This window comes from Paraburkholderia sp. PAMB 6770, assembly GCF_057748135.1.
Genome location: NZ_CM173238.1, coordinates 1,886,992 through 1,912,104 on the forward strand (window position 1 = coordinate 1,886,992; position 25,113 = coordinate 1,912,104).

21 protein-coding genes and 3 tRNA genes are annotated in these 25,113 nt (G+C 67.6%); 10 read left to right on the top strand and 14 right to left on the bottom strand.

Translation table 11 applies throughout. The features are described from left to right. Positions 1-56: 56 nt before the first annotated feature. The 4 genes from AC3AP7_RS08585 to pgi all read left to right on the top strand — a co-directional run bounded on the left by AC3AP7_RS08585 (position 57) and on the right by pgi (position 5,238). Positions 57-1,358, top strand: a complete 1,302-nt coding sequence (locus AC3AP7_RS08585; RefSeq protein WP_475763980.1) for an FAD-dependent oxidoreductase — start codon at positions 57-59, stop codon at positions 1,356-1,358. 255 nt (positions 1,359-1,613) lie between these two features. Continuing rightward, the gene (locus tag AC3AP7_RS08590; RefSeq protein WP_475763978.1) at positions 1,614-3,188 is read left to right on the top strand and encodes an NAD(P)H-hydrate dehydratase; all 1,575 of its coding nucleotides are present in this window, start codon (positions 1,614-1,616) and stop codon (positions 3,186-3,188) included. 12 nt (positions 3,189-3,200) lie between these two features. Then, positions 3,201-3,605, top strand: coding sequence for a hypothetical protein (locus AC3AP7_RS08595; protein ID WP_488324822.1), 405 nt, complete (start codon positions 3,201-3,203; stop codon positions 3,603-3,605). Between the two features lie 10 nt (positions 3,606-3,615). Further along, positions 3,616-5,238 (top strand): glucose-6-phosphate isomerase, encoded by a 1,623-nt coding sequence (pgi, locus tag AC3AP7_RS08600; RefSeq protein WP_475763974.1) that lies wholly within the window; start codon positions 3,616-3,618, stop codon positions 5,236-5,238. 89 nt (positions 5,239-5,327) lie between these two features. Here the strand turns inward: pgi and AC3AP7_RS08605 are convergent, their stop codons facing one another. Continuing rightward, positions 5,328-6,122: an ABC transporter ATP-binding protein gene (locus AC3AP7_RS08605; RefSeq protein WP_475768012.1), complete on the bottom strand. Its 795-nt coding sequence runs from the start codon at positions 6,120-6,122 to the stop codon at positions 5,328-5,330. Here AC3AP7_RS08605 and AC3AP7_RS08610 point away from each other — a divergent pair. Further along, the gene (locus tag AC3AP7_RS08610; RefSeq protein ID WP_475763972.1) at positions 6,052-6,732 is read left to right on the top strand and encodes an arylesterase; all 681 of its coding nucleotides are present in this window, start codon (positions 6,052-6,054) and stop codon (positions 6,730-6,732) included. The genes AC3AP7_RS08605 and AC3AP7_RS08610 overlap by 71 nt on opposite strands. Before the next feature lie 116 nt (positions 6,733-6,848). Beyond that, positions 6,849-7,187, top strand: coding sequence for a hypothetical protein (locus tag AC3AP7_RS08615; protein ID WP_475763970.1), 339 nt, complete (start codon positions 6,849-6,851; stop codon positions 7,185-7,187). A 214-nt stretch (positions 7,188-7,401) separates the two neighbouring features. On the opposite strand, the gene AC3AP7_RS08620 is transcribed toward AC3AP7_RS08615, so the two are convergent. The 8 genes from AC3AP7_RS08620 to tig all read right to left on the bottom strand — a co-directional run bounded on the left by AC3AP7_RS08620 (position 7,402) and on the right by tig (position 16,609). Further along, positions 7,402-9,333 (bottom strand): SurA N-terminal domain-containing protein, encoded by a 1,932-nt coding sequence (locus tag AC3AP7_RS08620; protein WP_475763968.1) that lies wholly within the window; start codon positions 9,331-9,333, stop codon positions 7,402-7,404. A gap of 86 nt (positions 9,334-9,419) precedes the next feature. Then, positions 9,420-9,496 (bottom strand) — tRNA-Asp (locus AC3AP7_RS08625). 24 nt (positions 9,497-9,520) lie between these two features. Beyond that, a tRNA-Val gene (locus AC3AP7_RS08630) sits at positions 9,521-9,596 on the bottom strand. A 120-nt stretch (positions 9,597-9,716) separates the two neighbouring features. Further along, positions 9,717-9,989: an HU family DNA-binding protein gene (locus tag AC3AP7_RS08635; RefSeq protein ID WP_475768010.1), complete on the bottom strand. Its 273-nt coding sequence runs from the start codon at positions 9,987-9,989 to the stop codon at positions 9,717-9,719. A gap of 371 nt (positions 9,990-10,360) precedes the next feature. Then, positions 10,361-12,781, bottom strand: a complete 2,421-nt coding sequence (gene lon, locus AC3AP7_RS08640) for an endopeptidase La (RefSeq protein WP_475763967.1) — start codon at positions 12,779-12,781, stop codon at positions 10,361-10,363. Positions 12,782-12,965: 184 nt separating this feature from the next. Continuing rightward, on the bottom strand, positions 12,966-14,237 hold the full coding sequence (gene clpX / locus AC3AP7_RS08645; RefSeq protein WP_475763965.1) for an ATP-dependent Clp protease ATP-binding subunit ClpX: 1,272 nt from the start codon (positions 14,235-14,237) through the stop codon (positions 12,966-12,968). A 208-nt stretch (positions 14,238-14,445) separates the two neighbouring features. Beyond that, positions 14,446-15,099, bottom strand: coding sequence for an ATP-dependent Clp endopeptidase proteolytic subunit ClpP (gene clpP, locus AC3AP7_RS08650; protein ID WP_475763963.1), 654 nt, complete (start codon positions 15,097-15,099; stop codon positions 14,446-14,448). Between the two features lie 157 nt (positions 15,100-15,256). Beyond that, the gene (gene tig / locus AC3AP7_RS08655) at positions 15,257-16,609 is read right to left on the bottom strand and encodes a trigger factor (RefSeq protein WP_475763961.1); all 1,353 of its coding nucleotides are present in this window, start codon (positions 16,607-16,609) and stop codon (positions 15,257-15,259) included. 436 nt (positions 16,610-17,045) lie between these two features. Here tig and AC3AP7_RS08660 point away from each other — a divergent pair, with 436 nt between their 5' ends. Both AC3AP7_RS08660 and AC3AP7_RS08665 read left to right on the top strand, forming a co-directional pair. Continuing rightward, positions 17,046-18,191: a glycerate kinase family protein gene (locus AC3AP7_RS08660; RefSeq protein ID WP_475763960.1), complete on the top strand. Its 1,146-nt coding sequence runs from the start codon at positions 17,046-17,048 to the stop codon at positions 18,189-18,191. A 65-nt stretch (positions 18,192-18,256) separates the two neighbouring features. Continuing rightward, positions 18,257-18,709: a MarR family winged helix-turn-helix transcriptional regulator gene (locus AC3AP7_RS08665; RefSeq protein WP_475763958.1), complete on the top strand. Its 453-nt coding sequence runs from the start codon at positions 18,257-18,259 to the stop codon at positions 18,707-18,709. Between the two features lie 172 nt (positions 18,710-18,881). Here AC3AP7_RS08665 and AC3AP7_RS08670 read toward each other — a convergent pair whose 3' ends face one another. The 3 genes from AC3AP7_RS08670 to AC3AP7_RS08680 all read right to left on the bottom strand — a co-directional run bounded on the left by AC3AP7_RS08670 (position 18,882) and on the right by AC3AP7_RS08680 (position 21,141). Then, positions 18,882-19,928 carry a 2-dehydropantoate 2-reductase gene (locus tag AC3AP7_RS08670; protein WP_475763956.1) on the bottom strand — a complete coding sequence of 349 codons (1,047 nt, stop codon included), beginning with the start codon at positions 19,926-19,928 and terminating at the stop codon, positions 18,882-18,884. 7 nt (positions 19,929-19,935) lie between these two features. Further along, entirely contained in the window at positions 19,936-20,772 is an 837-nt protein-coding gene (locus tag AC3AP7_RS08675; protein ID WP_475763954.1) for a class II aldolase/adducin family protein, read from the bottom strand. A gap of 282 nt (positions 20,773-21,054) precedes the next feature. After that, positions 21,055-21,141 (bottom strand) — tRNA-Leu (locus AC3AP7_RS08680). Between the two features lie 244 nt (positions 21,142-21,385). Here AC3AP7_RS08680 and AC3AP7_RS08685 point away from each other — a divergent pair. Then, on the top strand, positions 21,386-22,222 hold the full coding sequence (locus AC3AP7_RS08685) for a squalene/phytoene synthase family protein (protein WP_475763952.1): 837 nt from the start codon (positions 21,386-21,388) through the stop codon (positions 22,220-22,222). 61 nt (positions 22,223-22,283) lie between these two features. Here the strand turns inward: AC3AP7_RS08685 and AC3AP7_RS08690 are convergent, their stop codons facing one another. Further along, a complete protein-coding gene (locus AC3AP7_RS08690; RefSeq protein ID WP_475763950.1) occupies positions 22,284-23,510 on the bottom strand; it encodes a DUF1501 domain-containing protein in 1,227 nt (408 codons plus the stop codon). 286 nt (positions 23,511-23,796) lie between these two features. Beyond that, positions 23,797-24,132: a hypothetical protein gene (locus tag AC3AP7_RS08695; protein ID WP_475763949.1), complete on the bottom strand. Its 336-nt coding sequence runs from the start codon at positions 24,130-24,132 to the stop codon at positions 23,797-23,799. A gap of 239 nt (positions 24,133-24,371) precedes the next feature. Here AC3AP7_RS08695 and ompR point away from each other — a divergent pair, with 239 nt between their 5' ends. Continuing rightward, entirely contained in the window at positions 24,372-25,106 is a 735-nt protein-coding gene (gene ompR, locus AC3AP7_RS08700) for an osmolarity response regulator transcription factor OmpR (protein ID WP_475763947.1), read from the top strand. Positions 25,107-25,113 lie beyond the last annotated feature (7 nt).

Sequence of the window (25,113 nt, forward strand, 5' to 3'; positions counted from 1 at the left end):
TCACGCAGGCGGGGACTGCCGGGCTGGGCGCGCGCCCCCGCACAATCGAAGCAATCATGGATGTCATCGTCATCGGCGGCGGAATCGCGGGCGTCGCCACCGCTTATCAGCTGCGTTGCGCCGGGCACCGGGTGTGCGTGGTCGAGCGTCACGCCACCGTCGCCCAGGGCGCCACCTACGGCCACGGCGGCAGCGTGCTGCCGACGCCGCTCGACGTCTGGTTCGGCCCGACCTTCATGCGCAGCCGCGCCGCCGCGCGCAGCGGCGTGCTGCGCAAGACCGGCTTTAACCGCGCGGCGCGCGCATTCGAGCGCGGGCTCGCGCAGTTGCGCGAGCCCGACGCGTTCGGCCGGCAGTATGCGCTGCTGCGCCCGCTCGTCGAGCGTTCGCGCGATGCGATGGACGACATCGAGCGCCGCTTCGGGCTCGAATTCGAGCAGTCGCAGGGGCTGCTGTACCTCGTGCGCACGGCCGACGAATGGACGCACACGCAGCCCGCGCTCGACCTGCTGCGCCGCTTCGAGGTGCCGCATCACGTGCTGACGCCCGCCGAGTGCGCGGCGCGCGAGCATGCGGTGCCGATCGAGCCGCCGTTTGCCGGCGGCGTGCTGTTCGAGCACGAGCGCACCGCGAACTGCCCGCTGTTCGCGAAGCTCGTGAAACAGGTGCTCGACTCGCTCGGCGACGTCACGTTCGTCGTGAACCGCGAGGTCGAGGCGATCCGGCTCGACAGCGCGCGCGCGTCGGTGGAGCTTGCGCCGCGCGAAGGCGAGCGCGCGTCGTCGCGCGAAGTCGACGTGATCCACGCCGATGCGGTCGTGGTCGCGGCCGGCAGCGGGTCGCTGCCGCTCGTCGAGCGGCTCGGGCTGAAACTGCCGCTGCATCCGCTGCGGCTGCACGCGCTCGCCACGCCGATTGCCCACGAGGAATGCGCGCCGCACATGAGCGTCGTGGACGCGGTCAAGCGCATCACGATCACGCGGATGAATCACCGGCTGCGCATTGCCGGCGGCGCCGTGCTGCAACCGGTCGCGCAGGTCGGCAAGCCGCTCGCCGCGCCGCTTGCGCAGGACGCGCTCGCGTTGCTCGGCCAGGCAACGCACGACTGGATTCCCGGCGCGGCGAAGATGTCCGCCGCGCTGTCCTGGGAGGGCGTGAAGCTGCTCTCGCCCGACGGCCTGCCGTGCGTCGGCAACGCGCTGCACCCGCGCCTGTTCGTCAACCTCGGCCACGGGCCGGCCGGCTGGGGGCTCGCGTGCGGCGCGGGCCAGCTGATCGCGGAACTGATCGGCGGCGCCGCGCCCGATCTGCCCGCCGACACGCTCGCCGCGCTGCGCCCGGAGCGCTTCGGGCACTGACGCAGCGATCGCCGCCGACGCCGACGGGCACGCGCCGGCCGGCTTCGGCGCGAGCGCGCCGCGAAGTGACGACGGTGTTGCTGAGTTGCTGAGTTGCTGAGTTGCTGCGTTGCTGCGTTGCTGCGCTCCGGCGCTCCGGCGCTCCGGCGCTCCGGCGCTCCGGCGCTCCGGCACAACAGCCTATGCGCCGGTTCGCACTACCATGTGCGGTATGACGCCCGTCCGTTCTGTCCACCCTCGCTTGCGCCCGCCGCCATGACCTCAGCCCTTGCCCACGACACCCTGATCGATCCCCTTGACCGGGCGCTCGCCTTGCTGAGCGTCGCCGAGCTGCGCGCGGCCGAGACCGGCGCCGCGCGCGCGCTGCCCGCGCATACGCTGATGGCCCGCGCAGGCGCCGCGGCGACCGGCTGGCTGTGTGCGCGGCTCGCGCACGAGCGCGCCGCCGGCGACACGCGGCCGGTATGGATCGCGGTCGGCCCCGGCAACAATGGCGGCGACGCGCTCGCGGTCGCCGCCGGGCTGCGGCGCGCCGGCTTTGCGGTGGACGCGTGCATGCCGGTCGAGGTCAAGCCGGACGACGCGCGCTGGGCGCTCGGCGAGGCCCGCGCGGCCGGCGTCGCAATTCATGCGGCGCCGCCCGCATCGTTTGCGGCGCTGGCGGACTACGGCTGGCTCGTCGACGGGCTGTTCGGCATCGGCCTCGCCCGGCCGCTCGACGGCGTGTTCGCCGAACTGGCCGCGCACCTGTCGCGGCGCGCCGGGGCGGCCGGCCGCGTGCTCGCGCTCGACGTGCCGAGCGGGCTCGACAGCGATACCGGACAGGCGGTCGGCGCCGGCGTCGCGGTGCGCGCCTCGCACACGGTGACGTTCATTGCGGCGAAGCCGGGGCTCTTCATGGGCGCGGGCCGCGATTGTGCGGGCGCGGTCACGCTTGCGCCGCTCGGTGTCGATACCGGCGCACACCGCGGCGCGCGGCTGAACGCGCCGGCGCTGTTCGTCCCGCACCTGCCGCCGCGCGATTTCTCGACGCACAAGGGCACGTTCGGCAGCCTCGCCGTCGTCGGCGGCGCAACCGGCATGTGCGGCGCGCCGATCCTCGCGGCGCGCGCGGCGCTCCATGCGGGCGCCGGCAAGGTCCACGTCGCGCTGCTCGGCGCGGGCGCACCGCCCTACGATCCGCCTTACCCCGAACTGATGCTGCACGCGCTCGACACGTTGCCGCTCGACCAGATGGATGCGCTCGCACTCGGCTGCGGGATGGGGAGCGCGGCACGCGCGAGCAAGGCGCTCGAAGACGCGCTGGCAACCGGCCTGCCGACCCTGCTCGACGCGGATGCGCTGAACCTGCTCGCAGCCCAGCCGGCGCTCGGCGCGCAGGTTGCCGCGCGCGGCGCTGCCGGCACGCCGTGTGTGCTCACGCCGCATCCGCTCGAAGCCGCGCGGCTGGCCGGCTGCGATACGGCGGCCATCCAGCGCGACCGGCTCGGCGCCGCGCGCGCGCTCGCTGCCCGGTTCGCCGCGGTGATCGTGCTGAAAGGCGCCGGCACCGTCGTTGCCGCGCCGGACGGCCGTCGCGCAGTCAATCCGACCGGCAATGCCGCGCTCGCGACGGGCGGCACCGGCGACGTGCTCGGCGGCCTGATCGGCGCGCTGCTCGCACAACGGCTGCCGCCCTATGAGGCCGCGCTGGCGGGCGTCTACCTGCACGGCCTCGCCGCCGATACGCTCACCGCGCGCGGCGACGGGCCGGCCGGCCTCACCGCGGGCGAGCTCGCCCCGACGGTGCGCACGCTGCTGAACCGGATCGGCTACGCGCCGCGTGGCTGATGCGTGGCGCTTGTGCTGAGCGAACTCGGCGGACTCGGCGGACTCGGCGGACTCGGCGGACTCGGCGGACTCGGCGGACTCGGCGGACTGAGCGGACTGAGCGGACTGAGCGGACTGAGCGGACTGAGCGGACTGAGCGAACTGAGCGAACTGAGCGAACTGAGCGAACTGAGCGAACTGAGCGAACTCGGCGCACCGATCGCACCGATCGCACCGATCGCACCGTGCGCGCGCCGCACCGCCCGCGCCCTGCCCGCTTTCGCCCGGGGCGGCTATACTGGACCACGGCGCGGGTTCGCCGCGCCGATCGACTGCGCCGCCTCGCCGGGTTCCCCGCGAACCCGCCCCGGGCGGCGCGCCCGAACCGCTCCCCGGCTGCGCCCTGCGCACGGCCTTTCATTCGTGCCCCTTCGTTAGACGGACGATCATGACGTTGAACTCGTTGACTGCCTGGTCCTCGCTGCAAGCCCATTACGAACAGATTCGCGATGCGCACATGCGCGACTGGTTCGCCCCGGCGAACGATCCCGCCCCGACCCGCGCCGAACGCTTCACGTTTTCCGGCGGCGGCCTCGCCGCCGACTTCTCGAAAAACCGCATCACCGATGCCACGCTCGCGCTGCTTGTGCAACTCGCGCGGGAGGCGGGCGTCGAGCGGCGCCGCGATGCGATGTTCGCCGGCGACGTCGTCAATCCCACCGAAGGCCGCGCGGCGCTGCACACCGCGTTGCGCGCGAGCGAGCAGGACGCGCCGTTTCACGCGCAGGTCGTCGCGGAGCGCGCGAAGATGGCCGCGTTCGCCGACAAGGTGCGCAGCGGCGCATGGACCGGCTATACCGGCAAGCGGATCCGCCATGTGGTGAACATCGGCATCGGCGGCTCGGACCTCGGGCCGAAGATGGTCGTGCATGCGCTGCACCACCTCGCCACCCCCGAGCTCGCGTGCCACTTCGTGTCGAACGTCGACGGCGCGGACCTGTACCGCGTGCTGCAGCAGATCGATCCGCAGGAAACGCTGGCGATCGTCGTCTCGAAGACGTTCACGACACTCGAAACGATGACCAATGCGCACTCGATGCGCGACTGGTTCCTCCAGCAGGGCTGCCCCGAAGACGCGCTCGCGAAGCACTTCGTCGGCGTGTCGGCCAATCCCGAAGAAGTGGTGCGCTTCGGCATCGCGCGAGACAACGTGTTCGAGATGTGGGACTGGGTCGGCGGACGCTACTCGCTGTGGTCGGCGGTCGGCCTGTCGATCATGCTCTCGATCGGGCCGCAGCAGTTCGACGAACTGCTGGCCGGCGCGCACGAGATGGACCAGCATTTCCGCACCGCGCCGCTCGAGCGCAACCTGCCGGTGCTGCTCGGCATGATCGGCATCTGGTACCGCAACTTCTTCGGCTCGCAGAGCTATCTCGTCGCGCCGTATTCGGAGGCGCTGCACTATCTGCCGTCGTATCTGCAACAGCTCGAAATGGAGAGCAACGGCAAGTCCGCCCGGCTCGACGGCGCGATGGTCGACTATCCGACCTCCGCGGTCACGTGGGGCGAACCCGGCACGAACGGTCAGCACGCGTTCTTCCAGATGCTGCACCAGGGGCCGACGATCGTGCCGATCGACTTCGTCGCGGTGCTCACGCCCGAGCATCCGCTCGTGAGCCATCACCCGAAGCTGCTGGCGAACTGCTTTGCGCAAAGCGAGGCGCTGATGCTCGGCCGCACGCTCGACGAGGCGAAGAAGGTCGCCGGCCCGGACAAGCCCGAGCTCGCGCCGCACCTCGTGTTTCCCGGCAACCGGCCGACCACCACGCTGCTCGTCGATGCGCTGGGCGCGCGCTCGCTCGGTGCGCTGATCGCGCTGTACGAGCACAAGGTGCTGGTGCAGGCGTCGGTGTGGAACATCAATCCGTTCGATCAGTGGGGTGTCGAGCTCGGCAAGATTCTCGGCAAGGTCGTCGAGGCCGATCTGAACGCGGCGAACGTCGATGCCGCGCGGCACGATTCGTCGACTTCCGCGCTGATCGCGCGCGCGCGCGCGGCGCTGCGCCGCTGACTTCGCCCGGCGGGCACTGCGATGGCAGGCACTGCGATGGCTCGCTTTGCGATGGCAGGCACCGCGGGCCGCCCCGGTTCGCGGCGCATCTAGCCCTGCGCCGCATCGCGCGGCGCGGCGCCGGACGCCTCGACCAGCCGGCCGGCATCGATCGTCACGGTGCGGTCGCAGCGGCGCGCCAGTTCCGCGTCGTGCGTGACGAGGATCAACGTCGCGCCGTTCGCCCGGTTCATCTCGAACATCAGGTCGATCACCGCGTGGCCGGTGGCCGCATCGAGGCTGCCGGTCGGTTCGTCCGCAAAGAGAATCTGCGGATGCGTGACGAACGCGCGCGCGAGCGCGACGCGCTGCTGCTCGCCCCCCGACAGCAGCTTCGGATAATGCCGCATGCGTTTGCCGAGCCCGACCTTCTCCAGCAGGTCGCGCCCGCGCGCCGCCGCTTCGCGCGGCGTCATGCCGGCCTGCAGTTCGAGCGGCAGCATCACGTTCTCGAGCGCGTTCAGGTGCGGCATCAACTGGAACGACTGGAACACGAAGCCGACCGAGCCGTTGCGCAACGCGGCGCGCTCATCCTCGTTTAGCGCGCCCAGCTCGCGCCCGAGCAGGCGAACCGAGCCCGAGGTCGCGCTGTCCAACCCGGCGAGCAGACCGAGCAGCGTCGATTTTCCCGAGCCCGATGCGCCCACTATCGCTACACGGCTGCCGCGACTGATCGAAAGATCGATATGATCGAGGATCGTCAGTTCGCCCGTGGCATCCTTAACCGTCTTACACAACCCCTGCACTTCGATGACTGGATCAGTGTTCTTTTGCATGGTCACGCGCAAGTTGAAAGAGTGCGCAACGGCACTCGGTGCGTCGGCCGGACTGGCCGTGCTCGTGATGGCCGCACCGCTTGCCGCGCATGCCGCCACACCGCCCGAGGCAGAGCGGCCCGTGATCGTCGTGCTGGGCGACAGCCTCTCCGCCGAGTACGGCCTGCCGCACAATACCGGCTGGGTCGAACTGATGCGTCAGCGTCTCGCGAAAGATGGGCTTGATTATAGCGTTGCGAATGCCAGCATCAGCGGCGACACGACCAGCGGCGGACGCGCGCGGATGCCCGAGCTGATGGACCGGCTCAAGCCGAGCATCGTGATCGTCGAGCTTGGCGGCAACGATGCGCTGCGCGGCGTGCCGCTTGCCACCACCCGCGACAATCTGCGCACGATGATCGAGCTCGCGCAGCAGGGCCATGCGCGCGTCGTGCTGATCGGCATGAAGGTGCCGCCGAACTACGGCCCCGACTACACGCAGAAGTTCTACAGCATGTACGGCGAACTGGCGAACGAGTTCCGCGTGCGGCTCGTGCCGTTCCTGCTCGCCGGCATGGCCGACAAGCCCGCGATGTTCCAGGCCGACCAGATCCATCCCACGCAGCAGGCACAGCCCCTGCTACTTGGCAACGTGTGGCCCACGCTGAGGCCACTGCTGCACACGCATTCCTCCCACTGACACACCGTTTGCATCGAGCTGCGGGCGCGGAGGAATGCGCCCGGCGCGCGTCGTTCCGGCACATTTGCCCGCTGCGCCCTTTCGCTCGATCGCGAGCCCATTTGTGAGGAGGTAACGTGAAATACTTACCGCTTGCCGCATTGATCGTGTCCTTGTCCGCCTGCGCCGCCCAGTCGCCGGTGCAATCCGTCGGGCAAAGCCAGCAGCCGCCCGATACGGTTGCGCAGTGCATCGCGCAGAAGTGGGCGGACAGTTCGCAACAACAGGTTATCTCGCAGAACGAACTCGCCCACGGGATGGCCATGGACGTCTACGTGCCCGGCCAGCAGCCGCCGAACGGCGCGGCGGCCGTGGTGCGGCCGAACTACCGCGGAACCGGCACATGGGTCGGTTTCCGCTCGAATGGCGCCACCACCGGCAGCGATGCGACCGGCGCAATCACTGCATGCCTGTGAACATGCGGGGTAGCGACTGGCTGATCGCGGCTGGTTGCGGCGAATTGCCGGTCGGCCTGTTGAAGTCCGTCGCTCTTGCCCGCTCAGTTTGAAAACTCAGTTTGCAAACTCATTTTGTAACCTGAGGGTCAGCGGGCCGCTCGCCCGCGCACCCTGACAAAAAACCCCGCCTGAGCGGGGTTTTTTTGTCGAAGCGCGATCCACCCGCGCAGAACTACTGCCCGTTCCCCTGCCCGCTGCCGAGCGAGCCGTAGAACTTGACGTCCGAGCGCGCGCGCAGCGCGTCGATGTACGCGGCCAGATCCGATTGCGCCTCGACGCTCGCGAGTTGCTGCTGCGCAGCAGCCAGCCGCTGCGCATCGACCGGCGCCGGCGGCAGCACGGCATTCACACGATAGATCGCATAGCCGTCGTTGCCGAGATCGACGCCGACATAGGCCGGCAGCTTTTTCCCATCGACCTTGTAAATTGCGCTCAGCGCGACCGGCGGCACCCCTTGCGGATCGTCGCGCGACACCTTCACCGCGGCCGCAAAGCCCGTCGTCGCATCCGACTTCTGCAAGCTGGCCAGCTTCGCTTCGCCGTCCTTGTGCGCGAGTTCGTCTGCCTGTTGCGCAACGACCTTCTGCCGCACCGCGTCCTTGATCGTATCGAGCGCCGGTACGGCGGCCGGCTTGTACTCGGTCACATGCGCAGAAATCAGCGTATTGTTGCCGACGTCGATGGCCTGCGTGTTGTTGTGCGCGGCGATCGAATCGTTGGCGAACACGGCGGCAAGGAACTTCGGATTGTTCAACGGACTGGCCGCCCCGAGCGCGGGGTTCGGCTCCGGCGTCACCGTGGCGGTCTGGATCTGCAGCTTGTACTTGTCGGCGGCCGGCTGCAGGCTCTTCGACTTCTCGTAGACGACCGACGAGAATCCATCCGAATCGTCGTTGAATGCCTTCGCGGCCTGCTGGGATTTCAGATCCTTCGCGATCGTGTCCTTCACCGAATCGAACGGCTGCGTCACCGGCGGCTTCACGTCGGTCGCCTTCAGGATCAGGTCGCCCACGTCGGTGGGGATGACGTCGCTGATTTCGCCCTTCTTCAGCTTGAACGCCGCCTCGTCGAACGCCTGGCCGCCCGCCATCATGCCCGGGCTGAAGTAGCCGAGATCGCCGCCCTTCGACGCCGAAGCGGGATCCTCCGAGCTTTGCTGCGCGATTTTCGCGAAGTCGTCCGGACGCGCCTTCACCTGGGCGAGCAGCGCATCGGCCTTCTGTTTCGCCTTTTCCTTGTCCGCGGCGCTCGCGCCCGGCGCGACCGACACGAGGATCAGGCTCGCGCGCATCTGCGGCTTGCTCTGGAAGCTCGCGAGGTTGTCGCTGTAGTACTGCTTGAGTTGCGCGTCGGTCGGCTGGAGGTTGGCCGCGAGCGTCTCCGGCGCCAGCACGAGATACTGGATCGTCGCGGTTGCGGGCGTGCGGAATTCATCGGGGTGCGCCGCGTAGTACGCCTGGATCTGCGCGTCGGTGGGCTGCACCTTCGCCGCGTAATCGTGCGGGTTGAACGTCAGTGCCTGCACCTCGCGCTGCTGCTCGACGAGCTCGCTCAGATGCAGCGCAAGCGACTTCGGCGTAAACGCGCTGTCTTCGATGCTGGCCGGCAACTGCTGCATGGCGAGCGTGTAGCGCATGCGCTGGTCGTACTGGTCGGGCGTCATGCCCTGCATCGCAAGCAACTGCTTGTAGCGGTCGAGGTCGATCGAGCCGTCAGGCCTCCTCAGCGATGCGATCACCGGGTCGCTCAGCAGCGCGCGGCGCACCGCCGCGTCGGAGGCGGTCAGATGGAGACGCTCGGTTTCGCCGGCCAGCACACGCTGCTGGATCAGGCTGTCGAGCAGTTCCTTGCGACGCTCCGGCGTGTCGAACAGCTTCACGTCGAACTGGCCGCCCAGCAACTGACGCGCGCGGTCGAGCTGCTGGCGCATCGCGTCGTCGTATTCGACGCGGGTGATCTTCTGCCCGTTGACGCTCGCGACGTTGGCGCTTTCGTCGAAGAAACCGCGAAAGCCCTGAATACCGATGAAGCCCAGCCCCGGCACGATGACGAGCACCAGCATGAACATCATCAGGCGTTTGTGATTGCGGAAGAAGTCGAGCATGCGTGAAGGATGCCAAAAACGGAACGCCCGATATTACATCAGCGGGCAATAAAAAAGGCGAACCGGAGTTCGCCTTTCGAAGAGACTGGCGGAGTGGACGGGACTCGAACCCGCGACCCCCGGCGTGACAGGCCGGTATTCTAACCGACTGAACTACCACTCCTTGACCGATGCGCGCATGCAGAACTGGTGGGTGCTGAGAGGCTCGAACTCCCGACCTACGCCTTGTAAGGGCGCCGCTCTACCAACTGAGCTAAGCACCCGTTCCGCGATGCCGCGATCTGTTCCGCTGCTTCAGGCCGCTTGCGTGACTTTGCTTGCGTGACTTGATCACCTTCGATAAAGCCTTCGACAAAGCGCGCCAGCCCTAAACAGCGAGCCCGCTAGTTTAGCGCATCTTTCAGCGCCTTGCCAGGCCTAAATTTCGGAACCTTCGCTGCCTTGATCTTGATCGCTGCGCCGGTGCGCGGATTGCGTCCGGTACGCGCGGCGCGCTTGCCGACCGCGAACGTGCCGAAACCCACCAGCGTGACCGAACTCCCCTTCTTCAATGCGCCTTTGACTCCGCCGATCACCGCCTCGAGCGCGCGGCCTGCTGCTGCCTTCGAAATATCGGCCTGTTCTGCGATGTGATCGATCAACTCCGTCTTGTTCATTCCAACCCCCGAGAATGTTGTTGGGCAATCGTGTTGGCGCAGCGTCGCGTGGGCCAACGGGAGCGGCCAGGACGCCGAGCCAAGCCAAGCCAAGCCAAGCCAAGCCAAGCCAAGCCAAGCCATTAGAATGGGCCGAATCCCTTGTGTCAAGCGGGGTTGCGCCCGATCGGGCGGGCTTGCCGGACCCCTGCGCGGCGCACTGCATCGCGCGAGGCCGGAGGCGCGCGGGACGCCGTGCGCCACACTGGTCGCGCAACCCAATCGTTGGGACGGATGCATCGCGGCGACGCCCGCCGGCCCTGCGCGCCCATGAAAAAACCCGCGGACGATGCCGCGGGTTTCGGGTCGCGCGTCAGGCCGACGTGTCGCGTTCAGTGCTTGACCACCTCGGTCGCCGCATCCTTGCCGGGCTCGGCTGCCACAGGCGCATCGGCCTTCGGCTCTTCGTCCGGCAACGGCGACGGCACGCGTTCGAGCGCCAGTTCGAGCACCTTGTCGATCCAGCGGACCGGCACGATCTCGATCGCGTTCTTCACGTTATCCGGAATCTCCGTCAGATCCTTGACGTTCTCTTCCGGAATCAGCACCAGCTTGATGCCGCCACGGTGCGCCGCCAGCAGCTTCTCCTTCAGACCGCCGATCGGCAGTACTTCACCGCGCAGCGTGATTTCGCCCGTCATCGCGACGTCGGCGCGCACCGGAATGCCTGTCAGCACCGACACCAGCGCGGTCGTCATCGCAATGCCGGCCGACGGACCATCCTTCGGCGTGGCGCCCTCCGGCACGTGGATGTGGATATCCTGCTTGTCGAACGCCTCATCCTTGATGCCAAGGCGCCGCGAGCGCGAGCGCACCACCGAACGCGCGGCCTCGACGGATTCCTTCATCACGTCGCCGAGCGACCCCGTGCGGATCACGTTGCCCTTGCCCGGCATCACCGCCGACTCGATCGTGAGCAGATCGCCGCCCACCTCGGTCCACGCGAGCCCGGTCACCTGACCGACCTGATTCTCCTTCGCGGCCAGACCGAAGTCGTACTTGCGCACGCCGAGGAACGTGTCGAGGTTCTCGCCGGTGACCTTCACCGCGCCCTCGGCCTTCTTCAGCAGCAACATCTTGACGACCTTGCGGCAGATCTTCGAAATTTCACGCTCGAGCGAACGCACCCCTGCTTCACGCGTGTAGTAACGAATGATGTCGCGGACCGCGCTTTCGGCCACTTCGATCTCGCCATCCTTCAGGCCGTTGTTCTTTTTCTGCTTCGGCAGCAGGTAACGCTGCGCGATGCTGACCTTCTCGTCCTCCGTGTAGCCGGACAGGCGGATCACTTCCATCCGGTCGAGCAGCGGCGGCGGAATGTTCAGGGAGTTCGACGTCGCGACGAACATCACGTCCGACAGGTCGAAGTCGACCTCGACGTAGTGATCGGCAAACGTGTGGTTCTGCTCCGGATCGAGCACTTCGAGCAGTGCCGACGACGGATCGCCGCGGAAGTCCTGCCCCATCTTGTCGACTTCGTCGAGCAGGAAGAGCGGATTGCGCACGCCGACCTTGGTCAGGCTCTGCAGGATCTTGCCGGGCATCGACCCGATGTACGTGCGCCGGTGGCCGCGGATTTCGGCTTCGTCGCGCACGCCGCCGAGCGCCATGCGCACGAACTTGCGGTTCGTTGCGCGCGCAATCGACTGCCCGAGCGACGTCTTGCCCACCCCCGGCGGCCCGACGAGGCACAGGATCGGCGCCTTCACCTTGTCGACGCGCTGTTGCACCGCGAGATACTCGAGAATGCGCTCCTTCACCTTTTCCAGGCCGAAGTGATCCTCGTCGAGCACGCGCTCGGCGTTCGACAGGTCGTTGTTGACCTTGCTCTTCTTGCGCCACGGCAGGCCGATCAGCGTGTCGATGTAGTTGCGCACGACGGTCGCTTCCGCCGACATCGGCGACATCAGCTTGAGCTTCTTCAGCTCGGCATCGGCCTTCTTCTTCGCTTCCTTCGGCATGCGCGCGGCGGTGATGCGCTTCTCGAGCTCCTCGAGATCGGCACCCTCTTCGCCTTCGCCCAGTTCCTTCTGGATCGCCTTGACCTGCTCGTTCAGGTAGTACTCGCGCTGGCTCTTTTCCATCTGGCGCTTCACGCGCCCGCGAATGCGCTTTTCGACCTGCAGGATGTCGATCTCGGCCTCGAGCTGCGCAAGCAGATGCTCCAGTCGCTCGACGACCGGGAACATTTCGAGGATGTGCTGCTTCTGGTCGAGCTTGAGCGGCAGATGAGCGGCGATGGTATCCGCCAACCGGCCGGCCTCGTCGATGCCCGACAGCGACGTCAGGATCTCGGGCGGGATCTTCTTGTTCAGCTTCACATACTGGTCGAACTGCGACACGATCGCGCGGCGCAGCGCCTCCGTTTCGGCGCCATCCGCATGATCCGGTTCGAGCGGCATGACTTCGCATGAAAAGAGCGTTTCCTGCTCTTCGATCGACAGCGTTTTCGCGCGCTGCAAGCCTTCGACGAGCACCTTCACGGTGCCGTCCGGCAGCTTCAGCATTTGCAGGATGTTGGCGACACATCCTACTTCGTACATGTCCTTTTCGGTCGGCTCGTCTTTGGCCGCCGTTTTCTGGGCAACCAGCATGATGTGCTTGCCGCCTTCCATCGCTGCTTCGAGAGCCTTGATCGATTTCGGGCGCCCGACGAACAGCGGAATCACCATGTGCGGGAAAACCACCACGTCACGCAGCGGGAGCAGCGGGAGCGTAGTACGTTCCTGCGGGAGGAGTTGGGTTCCTGACATTTCATTTCCCCATGAGTGGTATCAGTTCGTTCGAAGGTGAGGCCGGCAAAAACGATTACAAGGCCTCTGCGTGTGGGAAAAGTTCAGTGACTCCAAAGGAAACACACCCATCCTAACCCAAGATAAACAAAAAAGCCGTTCACGCTGCCATGAACGGCTCCTGCTGCACAGACCGGCGCGCCGGTCAGTTCGAGCCCGCGACCTTCGGTGCGTCTTCGTAGATCAGAAGCGGCTTGCCGTCGCCGTCGATGACGTTGTCGTCGATGATGACCTTGCTAACACCTTTCATCGCCGGCAATTCGTACATCACGTCGAGCAGCGCCTGCTCGAGAATCGAGCGCAGGCCGCGTGCGCCGGTCTTGCGGCGGATTGCCTTGCGCGCGACGGCCTGCAGCGCGGCCGGACGAATCTCCAGTTCCACCCGCTCCATGCTGAAGAGCTTGTGATACTGCTTCACGAGCGCATTCTTCGGCTCGACGAGGATTTTCATCAGCGCTGCCTCGTCCAGCTTGCCGAGCGTCGCGACGACCGGCAGGCGGCCGATCAGCTCGGGAATCAGGCCGAACTTGATCAGGTCTTCAGGCTCGACTTCGCGCAGCACCTCGCCGGCGTCCCGATCCTGCTTGCTCTTCACGCTCGCGCCGAAACCGATCCCCGTTTTTTCCGTGCGGTCGACGATGACCTTTTCAAGGCCGTCAAACGCCCCGCCGCAGATGAACAGGATGTTCGTGGTGTCGACCTGGATGAAGTCCTGGTTCGGGTGCTTGCGGCCGCCTTGCGGCGGCACCGACGCCATCGTGCCCTCGACGAGCTTCAGCAGCGCCTGCTGCACGCCTTCGCCGGACACGTCGCGCGTGATCGACGGGTTATCGGACTTGCGGCTGATCTTGTCGATTTCGTCGATGTAGACGATGCCGCGCTGCGCCTTGTCGACCTCGTAATTGCAGTTCTGCAGCAGCTTCTGGATGATGTTCTCGACGTCCTCGCCGACGTAGCCGGCTTCGGTCAGCGTCGTCGCGTCCGCGATCACGAACGGCACGTTCAGCAGCCGCGCGAGGGTTTGCGCGAGCAGCGTCTTGCCGGAGCCGGTCGGGCCGATCAGCAGGATGTTGCTCTTCGACAGTTCGATGTCGTCTTTTTTGTCGAGATGCTTCAGGCGCTTGTAGTGGTTGTACACCGCCACCGCGAGAATTTTCTTCGCGCGCTCCTGCCCGATCACGTACTGGTCGAGGATCTCGCGGATTTCCTGCGGACTCGGCAGGTCGGAGCGGGACAGACCCGCCTCGGCGCCCGTGCCCGCGGCTTCGTCGCGGATGATTTCGTTGCACAGGTCGATGCATTCATCGCAGATGAACACCGACGGGCCCGCAATCAGCTTTTTCACCTCATGCTGGCTTTTGCCGCAGAACGAGCAATACAACAGCTTTTCGCTGTTAGAACCTTTTTTGTCCGCCATAGATGTGTGAGCCTCCGGACACTCGATTACATGATACGCCGTTTGCCCCTGCGTCGCAGTCGGGGCGAATCCGCACAGGCTGTGACGGCGCTTGCCGCAGGCGTTCTGATGCGTTTTTGACGCGTTCTGAATGACGCGACCCTACTTGCGGTGCGCGTTTCGACCCCGGGCGGATCCCGCGTTTCCGCCCGGCGCGACACTGTCCGGATTACGGACGCTTGTGCAGCACCTGATCGACGAGGCCGTAGGCCTGCGCGTCGTCGCCGGACATGAAGTTGTCGCGATCGGTGTCGCGCGCGATGCGCTCGACCGGTTGCCCCGTGTGATGCGACAACAGATGATTCAGGCGGTCCTTCAGGTACAGAATCTCGCGCGCCTGGATCTCGATGTCCGACGCCTGGCCGCGCGCGCCGCCGAGCGGCTGGTGAATCATCACGCGCGCGTTCGGCAGCGCGAAGCGCTTGCCCTTCGCGCCGGAGGCGAGCAGAAACGCACCCATGCTCGCCGCGAGCCCCATGCACAGCGTCGACACGTCCGGCTTGATGAACTGCATCGTGTCGTAGATCGCCATGCCCGCAGACACCGAGCCGCCCGGGCTGTTGATGTAGAAACTGATGTCCTTGTCCGGATTCTCGCTTTCGAGGAACAGCAACTGCGCGATCACGAGGTTCGCGGTCTGATCGTTCACCTCGCCGACGAGGAACACCACCCGCTCCTTCAGCAGCCGCGAATAGATGTCGTACGAGCGCTCGCCGCGACCGCTCGTTTCCACGACGATCGGCACCAGTCCGAGCGCCTGCGCCTCGAGATCCCGCGACGACTGGGAAGTCAACGTGTCCAGCATTTGAGCGCGAAAGGTCATGCAATGGATCCTTGTCTGGAAATAGGTGTCGATACCGGACAGGTGGGTGTGCGCACGCCGTATTCAAGCGCCCCGCCGCGCATGAAAGCGCGCGCGGCACGAAAAAACGGCGTGCGAGCCGTCACTGCGACAGCCGGCACGCCGTTACTGCGGCGTCTTAAGCCTGCGGCTGCGCGGTTGCGCTTGCCAGCTCTTCGAAGCTCACTTCCTTGTCCGTCACTTTGGCCTTGCCCAGCACGAACTCCACGACGTTGGATTCGACGACGTAGGACTCCATTTCGGCAAGACGTTGCTGGTTCGAATAATACCAGCGGACGACTTCCTTCGGGTCTTCGTAGCTTTTCGCGAACTCGTCGACTTCGGCGCGGATCTGCTCGGGCTTCGCCTCGAGCTGGTTCGCCTTGACGAGCTCGGCGAGCACGAGGCCGAGCTTCACGCGACGCTCGGCCTGCTCCTTGAACATCTCGGCCGGAATCGGCGCGCTGTCGGCATTCGGCACGCCGCGCTGCGCGAGATCCTGACGCGCCATCTCGACGAGGCGCTCCTGGTCCTGTTCGATCAGCGCATTCGGCACGTCGAGCTCGGCGACCTTCAGCAGCGCGTCCATCACCTGGTTCTTGACGATGGACTGCGTGCGGCGCTTTGCTTCGCGCTCGAGGTTGTCCCTGATTTCGGCGCGCATCTTGACGAGGTCGCCGTCGGCGATGCCGAGCGACTTCGCGAATTCCGCGTCGATCCCGGGCAGGTGCGGCCACTCGATACGCTTCATCGTGATCGTGAACTGCGCGGTCTTGCCGGCCACTTCCTTGCCGTGATAGTCCGCCGGGAACGCGAGGTCGAATTCGCGCGCTTCGCCGGCCTTCAGGCCGAGCGCCGCCTTCTCGAACTCCGGCAGCATGCGCCCTTCGCCGAGCACGAACGCGAAGTCTTCCGCGGTGCCGCCCTGGAACGCTTCGCCGTCGAGCTTGCCGACGAAGTCGACCGTCACGCGGTCGCCGTCTTTCGCCGCAACCTCGCCGCCGCCGTCGCCGTGCTCGCCGGCCTCGCCGCGCACGTGATAGTGCACGCGCTGCTTGCGCAGGATGTCGAGCGTGCGGTCGACTTCCGCCTCGCCGATGGTGGTCGTGGTGCGTTCGAGTTCGACGGTCGCGATGTCGCCGAGCGTCACTTCCGGGTACACCTCGAAGGTCGCGTCGAACGCGAAGTCACCCTCGGCGGCGTCCGACTTCGGCGCGAAGCTCGGCTGGCCCGCCACGCGCAGGTTTTCCGCGCGGCTGATGTCGAAGAACTGCTTGCCCACCTTGTCGCTCAGCACCTCGGCCTGCACCTGGCCGGAATACTGCTGCGTCACCATCTTCAGCGGCACCTTGCCCGGGCGGAAGCCCGGCATGCGCACGTTCTTCGCGAGTTGGCGGATCCGCGAATCCACTTCCTTCTGCACGGCATCCTTCGGCAGGGAAATCGTCACGCGGCGTTCGAGCTTGCCGAGGTTTTCAACAACGTTAGCCATGGCTTCAATCGTCCTAAAATTATTCGAGCGAATCAGTGATCCAGTGATCTTCTGCGTGCCGCTGCCGATGTCACTGCGCATCGGGCGGGCGCCTGCGCCGCGGGCCTGCAGGCCGCCGGCAGCACGGTTCCAGTCCAAAGAGCCCAATAGTTTAGCAAACTATTCGCACGCCTAGCCCGGATTCGATCGCCGGAGCCCGCTTTCATCCCTTTTCCGGCGCTTTTCAGGTGTTTTCGGGGCGGTTTTCGCGCGCGCGTCATCGCGCCCGCCGGCACCGCGCCTTCCCGCCGTTCCGGCGCCGCTTCCCATTCCCGCCGTCAATGGACGCTATGCCTTTCGGTGTATTCAGCCGCGCGCATCATGCTGCTAAGCTAGCGAACGCGCGCTGGCCGGATCCGCCCGCGCCTCACCACGATTCCAACCCTTCAGAGACACCATGCCTATCCCGTCGTCCGCGCCCGTCGTCGTCATCGCTCCCGATTCCTTTAAAGGCTCGCTGAGCGCCGAGCAGGTCGCGCAGGCGATCGCCGCCGGCGTGACGCGCGCGCGCCCCGACGCGAGCGTGCGCATCTGCCCGATGGCCGACGGCGGCGAAGGCACGCTCGACGCCATGCTCACGCGCGGCGGCGAGCGGCGCCTGCTGCGCGTGCGCGGCGCGGCCGGCCATCCGCGCGAGGCGGCCACGGGGCTGCTCGCGGACCATGGCGCGATCGTCGAGACCGCGGAAATCGTCGGCATTACCGACCCGGACGGGATGGGCGTGCCGGTCGGCGAGCGCTACTCGGTCGGCATGGGCGAAGCCATTCGCGCGCTGCTCGACGCGGGCGTGCGGCGCTTTTTCGTCGCGCTCGGCGGCAGCAGCACCAATGACGGCGGCGCCGGCCTGCTGGTCGGCCTCGGGCTGCAGCTGTTCGACGCCGCGGGCCACCCGGTCGCGCCGACGCCCGCGCAGCTCGCCCGGCTCGCGCGCATCGACGCGTCGCAGCTCGACCCGCGGCTCGCCGAAGCGCACTTCGTCGGCATGTCCGACGTCGACAACCCGCTCACCGGCGAGCACGGCGCCACCGCGATATTCGGTCCGCAAAAGGGCGTGAAGCCCGAGCAGGTGGCAAGCTACGACGCGGCGCTCGGACACTTCGCCGACCTCCTCGAAGCCGCGCTCGGGCGCAGCGCGCGCGCGTTGCCGGGCGCCGGCGCAGCGGGCGGGCTCGGTTTCGCGCTGCACATGCTCGGCGCGCAGTTCGAGCCGGGCGCCGAGACCGTCGCGCGCGAGATCGGGCTCGACGCGGCACTTGCCGGCGCGCACTGGCTGATCACCGGCGAAGGCCGCTCGGACGTGCAGACGCTGCACGGCAAGGCGCCCTTCATCGCCTGCGCGCATGCGCGCGCGGCCGGCGTGCCGGCCACGCTGCTCTCGGGCGCCGTCGACCCGGCGGCTCTGCCGCGCCTTGCCGAGCATTTCGCCGGCTGCTTCTCGCCGGCGCCCGGCCCGATCACGCTCGACGCCGCGATCCGCGACGCCGCGCACCTGCTCGCCAACGAAGCGGAGCAGCTCACCCGGCTGCACTTCGGCGCGCGTTGACCGGTACGGCCGTTGCGGCAACAATCACACCGCCACGACCGCCTCCACTCACGACCGGGACAACCATGAAGGCTTCCGCCAAAGCAGGACTCGAACAGTTTCTGACCTATCGCCTGCATGTGCTGAACAAGCTTTCCGAGCGGGGCATCGGCGAGCGCTACGCGGACAAGCTCGGGGTCACGCTGCCGGAAGCGCGCGTGATCGCGTCCGTCGGGTCGTTCGGCCCGTTCTCGGTCATGGAGCTCGCGCGGCACGCCAACCTCGACAAGAGCCAGGCCAGCCGCGCCGCCGAGGCGCTGATCCGCCAGGGGCTGCTGGAGCGCGAAACAAGTACGCAGGACGGCCGCGTCGTCCTGATCTCGCTCACGGCACAGGGGCGTGCGCTCTACCGCAAGATCATGCCGATCGCGCGCAAATGGAACGCCGATCTGTTCGCCTGCCTCGACGACAAGGAAAAAGCGCTGCTGGGCGCCGCGCTCGACAGGATCATCGAGCACGCGCAATCGCAGATCGACTGACCGGCGCATCCGCGCCGCCGGGCGGGCGGGCGCACTGAGCATACGCGCGCCGCTACACCGCCGCGCCGCTACACCGCCGCGAAGTCACGAAGCCGCAAAGCCGCAAAGCCGCCCCGGGGGGCGGCGCCCCCATTGCCCTGCAATGCGCCGGAGGCCGGCCCCGCCACCCGCGTCACGCGGATCCGGCCGCCCCCGCTGAATTCTCCGGATTCGCTGCATTTCTCGAAGCCGCCGAATTCGCGACGCGCTGGCGCAGCAGGCCGAGCACGGCGTCGCAGTACGGGGTGGGCACGTCGAGCTTGCGCCCGAGCTCCGGGAACACGCCGAGAATCGGACCGAGTTCGAGCGGGCGTCCGGCTTCGGCGTCCTGCAGCATCGACGTGCGGAATGCCCCCAGCTTGCGGGTGACGGCCACCCGCTCCGGCGCGCTCATGCCGCTCGCGAGCCCAAGACGCGCGCCGATCGCCTCAGCCTCTTCCATCATGCGCAGGATCAGCGCATGCGTGAGCGGGTCGTCGAGCAGCACGTCCGCGGTGGAGCCGGTCAGCGCGCTCAGCGGATTCATGTTCATGTTGCCCCACAGCTTGCTCCAGATTTCGTCGCGGATGCGCGGCGTGACGCTCACGTCGAAGCCGCCCGCCTGCAACGCCGCGGCGAACCCGGCAGCCTGCGCCGACAGCCCGGGCGCCGGCGCGCCAACGATCAGCGTGTTGCCGCGGCCGCGGCGGATCACACCGGGCGCATCGGTCGACGACGCGAGATGCACCACGCAGCCGATCGCCTGCGCGGGCGGCAGCGCCGCGGACACCACCCCGCCGGGATCGACCGCGTCGATCGTCTGCCCGTCGAGCGGGCCCGGCAACCCGTTCAGGAACCACCACGGCAGACCGTTCATCGCGGCCACGATGACCGTCGCCGGACCCACGAGCGGCCGCAGCCGCGCAGCGAGTCCGGGCAGCGCCTGCGCCTTCAGCGCGATCACGAGATAGTCCTGCACGCCCGCTGCGGCGACCTCGGCAGCCTCGGCACAGGCCGCCACTGCCGTGACCGTTGCGCGCCCATCGGCGACGACGCGAATGCCGTTGCTGCGGATCGCCGCGAGCGTCGCACCGCGCGCGAGCACGGCAACCTCGTGCCCGGCGCGCGCGAGCGCGGCAGCCATCAGGCCGCCGATCGCCCCGGCGCCGACGATCGTCGTACGAATCGGTTGTGGGTTCATGCGTGCGTTACTCCCGGTATGACGGATCCGCCCGATCGACGAGCCGCAGCAACGCGTCGAACACGTCCTGCCCCGCGCCGTGCCGCGGATCGAACTGCAGCGCGTCGCGCGTGCACTGTGCGGCGATCTCCGCCGGGATCATGCGCGCCGCGCCCAGCGCCGCCGTCGCCAGTTGCACCTCGCACGCGCGATTGAGCGTCCATAGCCGCGCGAACGCCTGCGCGAGCGTCGTGCCGACCGACAGCAGGCCGTGATTGCGCAAGACCATCAGGCGCTTGTCGCCGAGATTCGCGATGAGGCGCGGACCTTCGTCCGCGCGCAGCGTGATCCCTTCGAAATCGTGATACGCGACCATCCCGTCGAGCTGGGCGGAATAGAAGTTCGAATTCTCCAGACCCGCTTTCGAGCACGCGACCGCGAGTCCGGCCGTCGTGTGCGTGTGCATCACGCAGTGCGCATCGGGCAACGCGCGATGCAGCGCCGCGTGAACCACGAAGCCGGCCGGATTCACCGGATGGCGCGATGCGTCGACCGCGTGGCCGTCAAGGTCGACCTTCACGAGATTCGACGCACACACCTCCGTGTAATGCAAGCCGAACGGGTTGATCAGGAAATGCCGCTGCGGCCCCGGCACACGCACCGTGATGTGGTTGTAGATCAGCTCGGTCCAGCCGAGCATCGCGAAGATCCGGTAGCAGCCGGCAAGCTGGATGCGCAACGCGGCCTCGGCGGCGCGCGTGTCTGCCGTGGCGCTTGCGTGCGCGCTAGACTTCGCGCTCAAGTCCGGATGTGCGTCTTGCAGCGGCTGCGCGTGCAGCGTCGCCTGCGGATCGACTGCGCTCATGTGCGGCTCCTCGTCTGACGGGTCACCCGCGCGATCAGCCGGCCGCACGAGCTGTCGCCAGCATAGGCGTAAATAGTTGTGCGCGCAACCATCTGGCGAGCGCATGCTCGCCTGCTTCCGTGCATCCGGTCCGTGCCCGCGAGATGCCGCAAGAATGGGGCAAGGACGGTGCACGGCATGCAAAGCCGGGTTGGGCTGCCGCTGTGCACGCGGCGCACCGAAACAAAAAGCCCCGTCGTTCACCGGGGAACGACGGGGCCGATATGAAACATACGACAAGGGTGGTGCGAGGAAGGGGACTCGAACCCCTACACCATTGCTGGCGTCAGGACCTAAACCTGGTGCGTCTACCAATTTCGCCATCCTCGCAGCCGGTCGACGCGCAGCACGCGCAACCGATGTCTGGCCTGCTCGCGAACGCTGGCCGGCGCGACTGCGGCGACACGGCTTCCGAAAGCGTAGGGGCCGAATTCTAACCGATTGCTCCGCGCTTGTCTGCATCCGCGCGGCGCGCGCCGATGCTACAATTTTGCGCTGTCGCCCGCCGGCGACCCGGTCCGGCGCGTGCCACGCAACGCCCGCGGCGGACGCGCCGAAGCCATCTCCTGCCCCCGTGAATTTCGACGAATACTGCCAGCAAAAAGCGGCGCCGCCCGGCTCAAGCAGCTACTACGCGCTGCGCCAGGCGCCCATGCGAAGCCAGCCGCTGCTGACCGCGCTTTTCGCGCTGCGCCGCGAGTTCGAAGAAACCGTGAAAGAGACGAGCGACCCGACCGTCGGCCGCACCCGGCTCGCGTGGTGGCAGAAGGAAACGGCCGCACTTGCCTCCGGTAATCCGTCGCACCCGGTGTCCCATGCGCTCGCCGCGCACCTGGGTGCCGCGGTGGAAGAGACTTGCCCCGCACTGCAGGCGCTGCTCGCCGGATTCGAAATGGATCTCGACCAGGCCCGCTATCTCGACTACGCGAACCTGCGCCGCTATCTGCAGCGCGTGGGCGGCACGTTCGCCGGCCTGGTCGCGCGCAGCACCGCGCATGATCCCGTGCGCGCCGCGACGTGGGCCGAACCGCTTGGGGAGGCGTTGCTGCTCGCGCAGTGCGTGACCGATCTCGGCGACGACGCGCGGCACGGGCGCATCTATATCCCGATCGACGAACTGCAGCGCTTCGACGTCACCGCCGCCGACCTGCTGAACCGCCGCTATAGCGACGCGTTCACGAGCCTGATGCGCTACCAGACCACCCGGGCGCGCGATGCGCTGCGCGGCGCGCTGGCCGCGCTGCCGCCGGCCGAGCGGCGCGCGCAGCGCACGCTGCGCGCTCAGGCCGCGCTCGCGCAGGCCCTGCTCGACGAGATCGAGCGTGACGGATACCACGTGCTCCATCAGCGCATCGCATTGACGCCGATCCGCAAGCTGTGGATCGCGTGGCGCGCCGCCCGCGCGCGCTAGGTCGCACACGCTAGGTCGCACGGATCTGGTCACGCGCATCGGCCGCGCCGCGCTCCCGGCGTCAGCCGCGCAGCAGCGGCAGCAGTGCGAAACGTCGCCCCAGCACGGCGGTCGCGTCGAGCCCCCACCAGGCGTCGAGCACGGTCGCGTGAAGCTGGCGGAAATCGACGCGGACCGGCAACTGGCCGTTGCCGTCGAGTTGCGTCAGCACGGCCGGCGCGCCATACAGGCCGCCACGCACGCGGCCACCCAGCACGAAATGCGGCGCGACCGTGCCGTGCTCGGTGCCGCGCTCGCCGTTCTCGCGCGGTTGCCGGCCGAACTCGGAGCAGGTCATCACCAGCGTGCGCTGCCAGCGGCCTAGCTCGACGAGCGCCGCGCGCAGCGACGCAAGACCCGTGGCCAGTTGCCCGAGCAGCGCGGCGTGCGTGTCCGGCTGACAGCGGTGGGTATCGAAGCCGTTCAGTGTCAGGCGCAGCACCGCCACGCCCCGCGCGGACGCGCGCGGCGCGGCATCGGCCGCTGCCAGCCAGCACATCGCGGTCCGCAGCGACGCGCCAAACGCGCCGGAGGGAAATACCGTACGCAACGGCGGCGCGCCCACGAACCCCGGACGCTCACCGGCCACCGCGACCTCGCCCACCGCAAGACCGGCTGCGCCGCCCGGCCCGCGCACGCGACGCCGCTCGTGCAGCCGCCGGCCCGACGTCTCGCGGCCGCAGGCGACCCCGGCAACCCCGGCGAGCGCGATCACGCGTGCGCCGTGCGCAAGCGGCCCCTCTTCCGCCGTTCCGATGACGGCGCCATCCGCGGCGAACCCGCGCGGCACCGCGCGCTGCGCAAATGCGCGCGTCAACCAGCCTTCGCGCAGATAGCGATCCGCAGGCGACGCGGTGTCCCAGATTTCGATCGAGCGGTAATGTGACAGATTCGGCTGCGCGTAGCCGATCCCTTGCACGATGGCCAGTTCGCCGCTGCGCCACAGCGGCATCAGCGGCGCGAGCGCGGGATGCAGTGCGCTGCGTTCGTCGAGGGGCACAACCTGTTCGCGGCGGATCGCAATGCGCGGACGCAAGATCGGGTAAGCGGGATCGGCGTACGGAATCACCGTATTGAGGCCGTCATTGCCGCCCGCGAGTTCGACGAGAATCAGCAGATTGCGATATCCGCCGGCGACGTGCCGCTCGCGCGCCGCCGCGGCGGCGACGGCGGCGACGGCCGGCACGCGCGCCAACCCGAGCGCCGCGCTCGCGCTGGCGGTCATCGTCAGAAAATCGCGCCGTCTCATGCCGCCCCTCGCCGGTTCGCGTCACGTCTGCCGCATCGCGCGCACCGGGATCCGCCCCGGCGCCGCGCGCGACATCATGCGGCTGCGCCGCACGCCGGCTCGCGCTCCAGCTTAGTGCAACCGCACGCGCGGGTCCATCGGACTGCCTCGCGGCCCAGGCGCGCAGGCAAGCTGCGCCTCGCATGACGCGAGGCAACGCGAGGCGGGGTAGAGAAACGGGACAGGCGGGGTCGACGGTACGCTCGGGGCCCTTCCGCGCCACCTGTCAGGATGCGGCCGGCGTTGCCTAGCGACGATACAGCTCGCGTACCGCGTCTTCGATATGCTGGCGCAGCAGGCGCCGCTCTTCCGGCGTCATGTGGCCGTCGCGGCGGCCCTGGTCGAGGTCGGGCGGTACCCCGGAGCCCATCAGGAAGTCCGGTGCATGCTGCTGGCCGCTGAAGGACGAGTGCGCGTGATGAGCGGTCCTGGGAAAGCGTCCGCGGAGATGGGAGTCGTGCTGCGGCCGGTCGACGTGGGGCTGGGCGTGGGCGAGCGTCGGGCTCAGCGTGCCACCGAGCGTGCTGGCCACAGCCATGGCGATCACGCTCCGGCGCACTGTGGGCCAAACCCCTCCCTTCATCTTGTTCCCTTCGTGGTGCGGCAACCGGCTACCTTTAGTGCGTGAAACGGGCCCCGGAAAAGGTACAGGGCGCGAGTATCAGAATTTTTTGAACGATTGAAGTATCCACCGAACAGGCGCAAGCAGTACAGGAGTCTACGCGTGCCCGCTTTACGTCGTGCCACAGTGCGGGTAAATTTTGTAACTGACTGTAACCCGAGATTTGCTGCAAACTCGCATCACTTTCTAATCGCGCTAAGATGCCGTCCATGGAAACCAAGAACCCATCGAAAATTCTCGTCGTCGACGACGATCCGCGCCTGCGCGACCTCCTGCGCCGCTATCTCGGCGAGCAGGGCTTCAACGTCTACGTCGCCGAGAACGCACCGTCCATGAACAAGCTGTGGGTGCGCGAGCGCTTCGACCTGCTCGTGCTCGACCTGATGCTGCCCGGCGAGGACGGCCTGTCGATCTGCCGGCGCCTGCGCGGCAGCAACGACCGCACGCCGATCATCATGCTCACGGCCAAGGGCGAAGATGTCGATCGCATCGTCGGGCTCGAAATGGGCGCCGACGACTATCTGCCGAAGCCGTTCAATCCGCGCGAGCTGGTCGCCCGCATCCACGCGGTGCTGCGCCGCCAGGCGCCGTCCGAGCTGCCGGGCGCGCCGTCGGAGACCACCGAGGTATTCGAGTTCGGCGAGTTCGCGCTGAATCTCGCCACGCGCACGCTCACGAAGGCCGGCCAGGAAATTCCGCTCACGACCGGCGAATTCTCGGTGCTGAAGGTGTTCGCCCGTCATCCGCGCCAGCCGCTGTCGCGCGAGAAGCTGATGGAACTCGCCCGGGGCCGCGAATACGAAGTGTTCGACCGCAGCCTCGACGTGCAGATCTCGCGGCTGCGCAAGCTGATCGAGCCCGATCCCGGCAGCCCCCGCTTCATCCAGACCGTCTGGGGGCTGGGCTACGTGTTCATTCCCGACGGCGCAGCCTGAGCTTGTC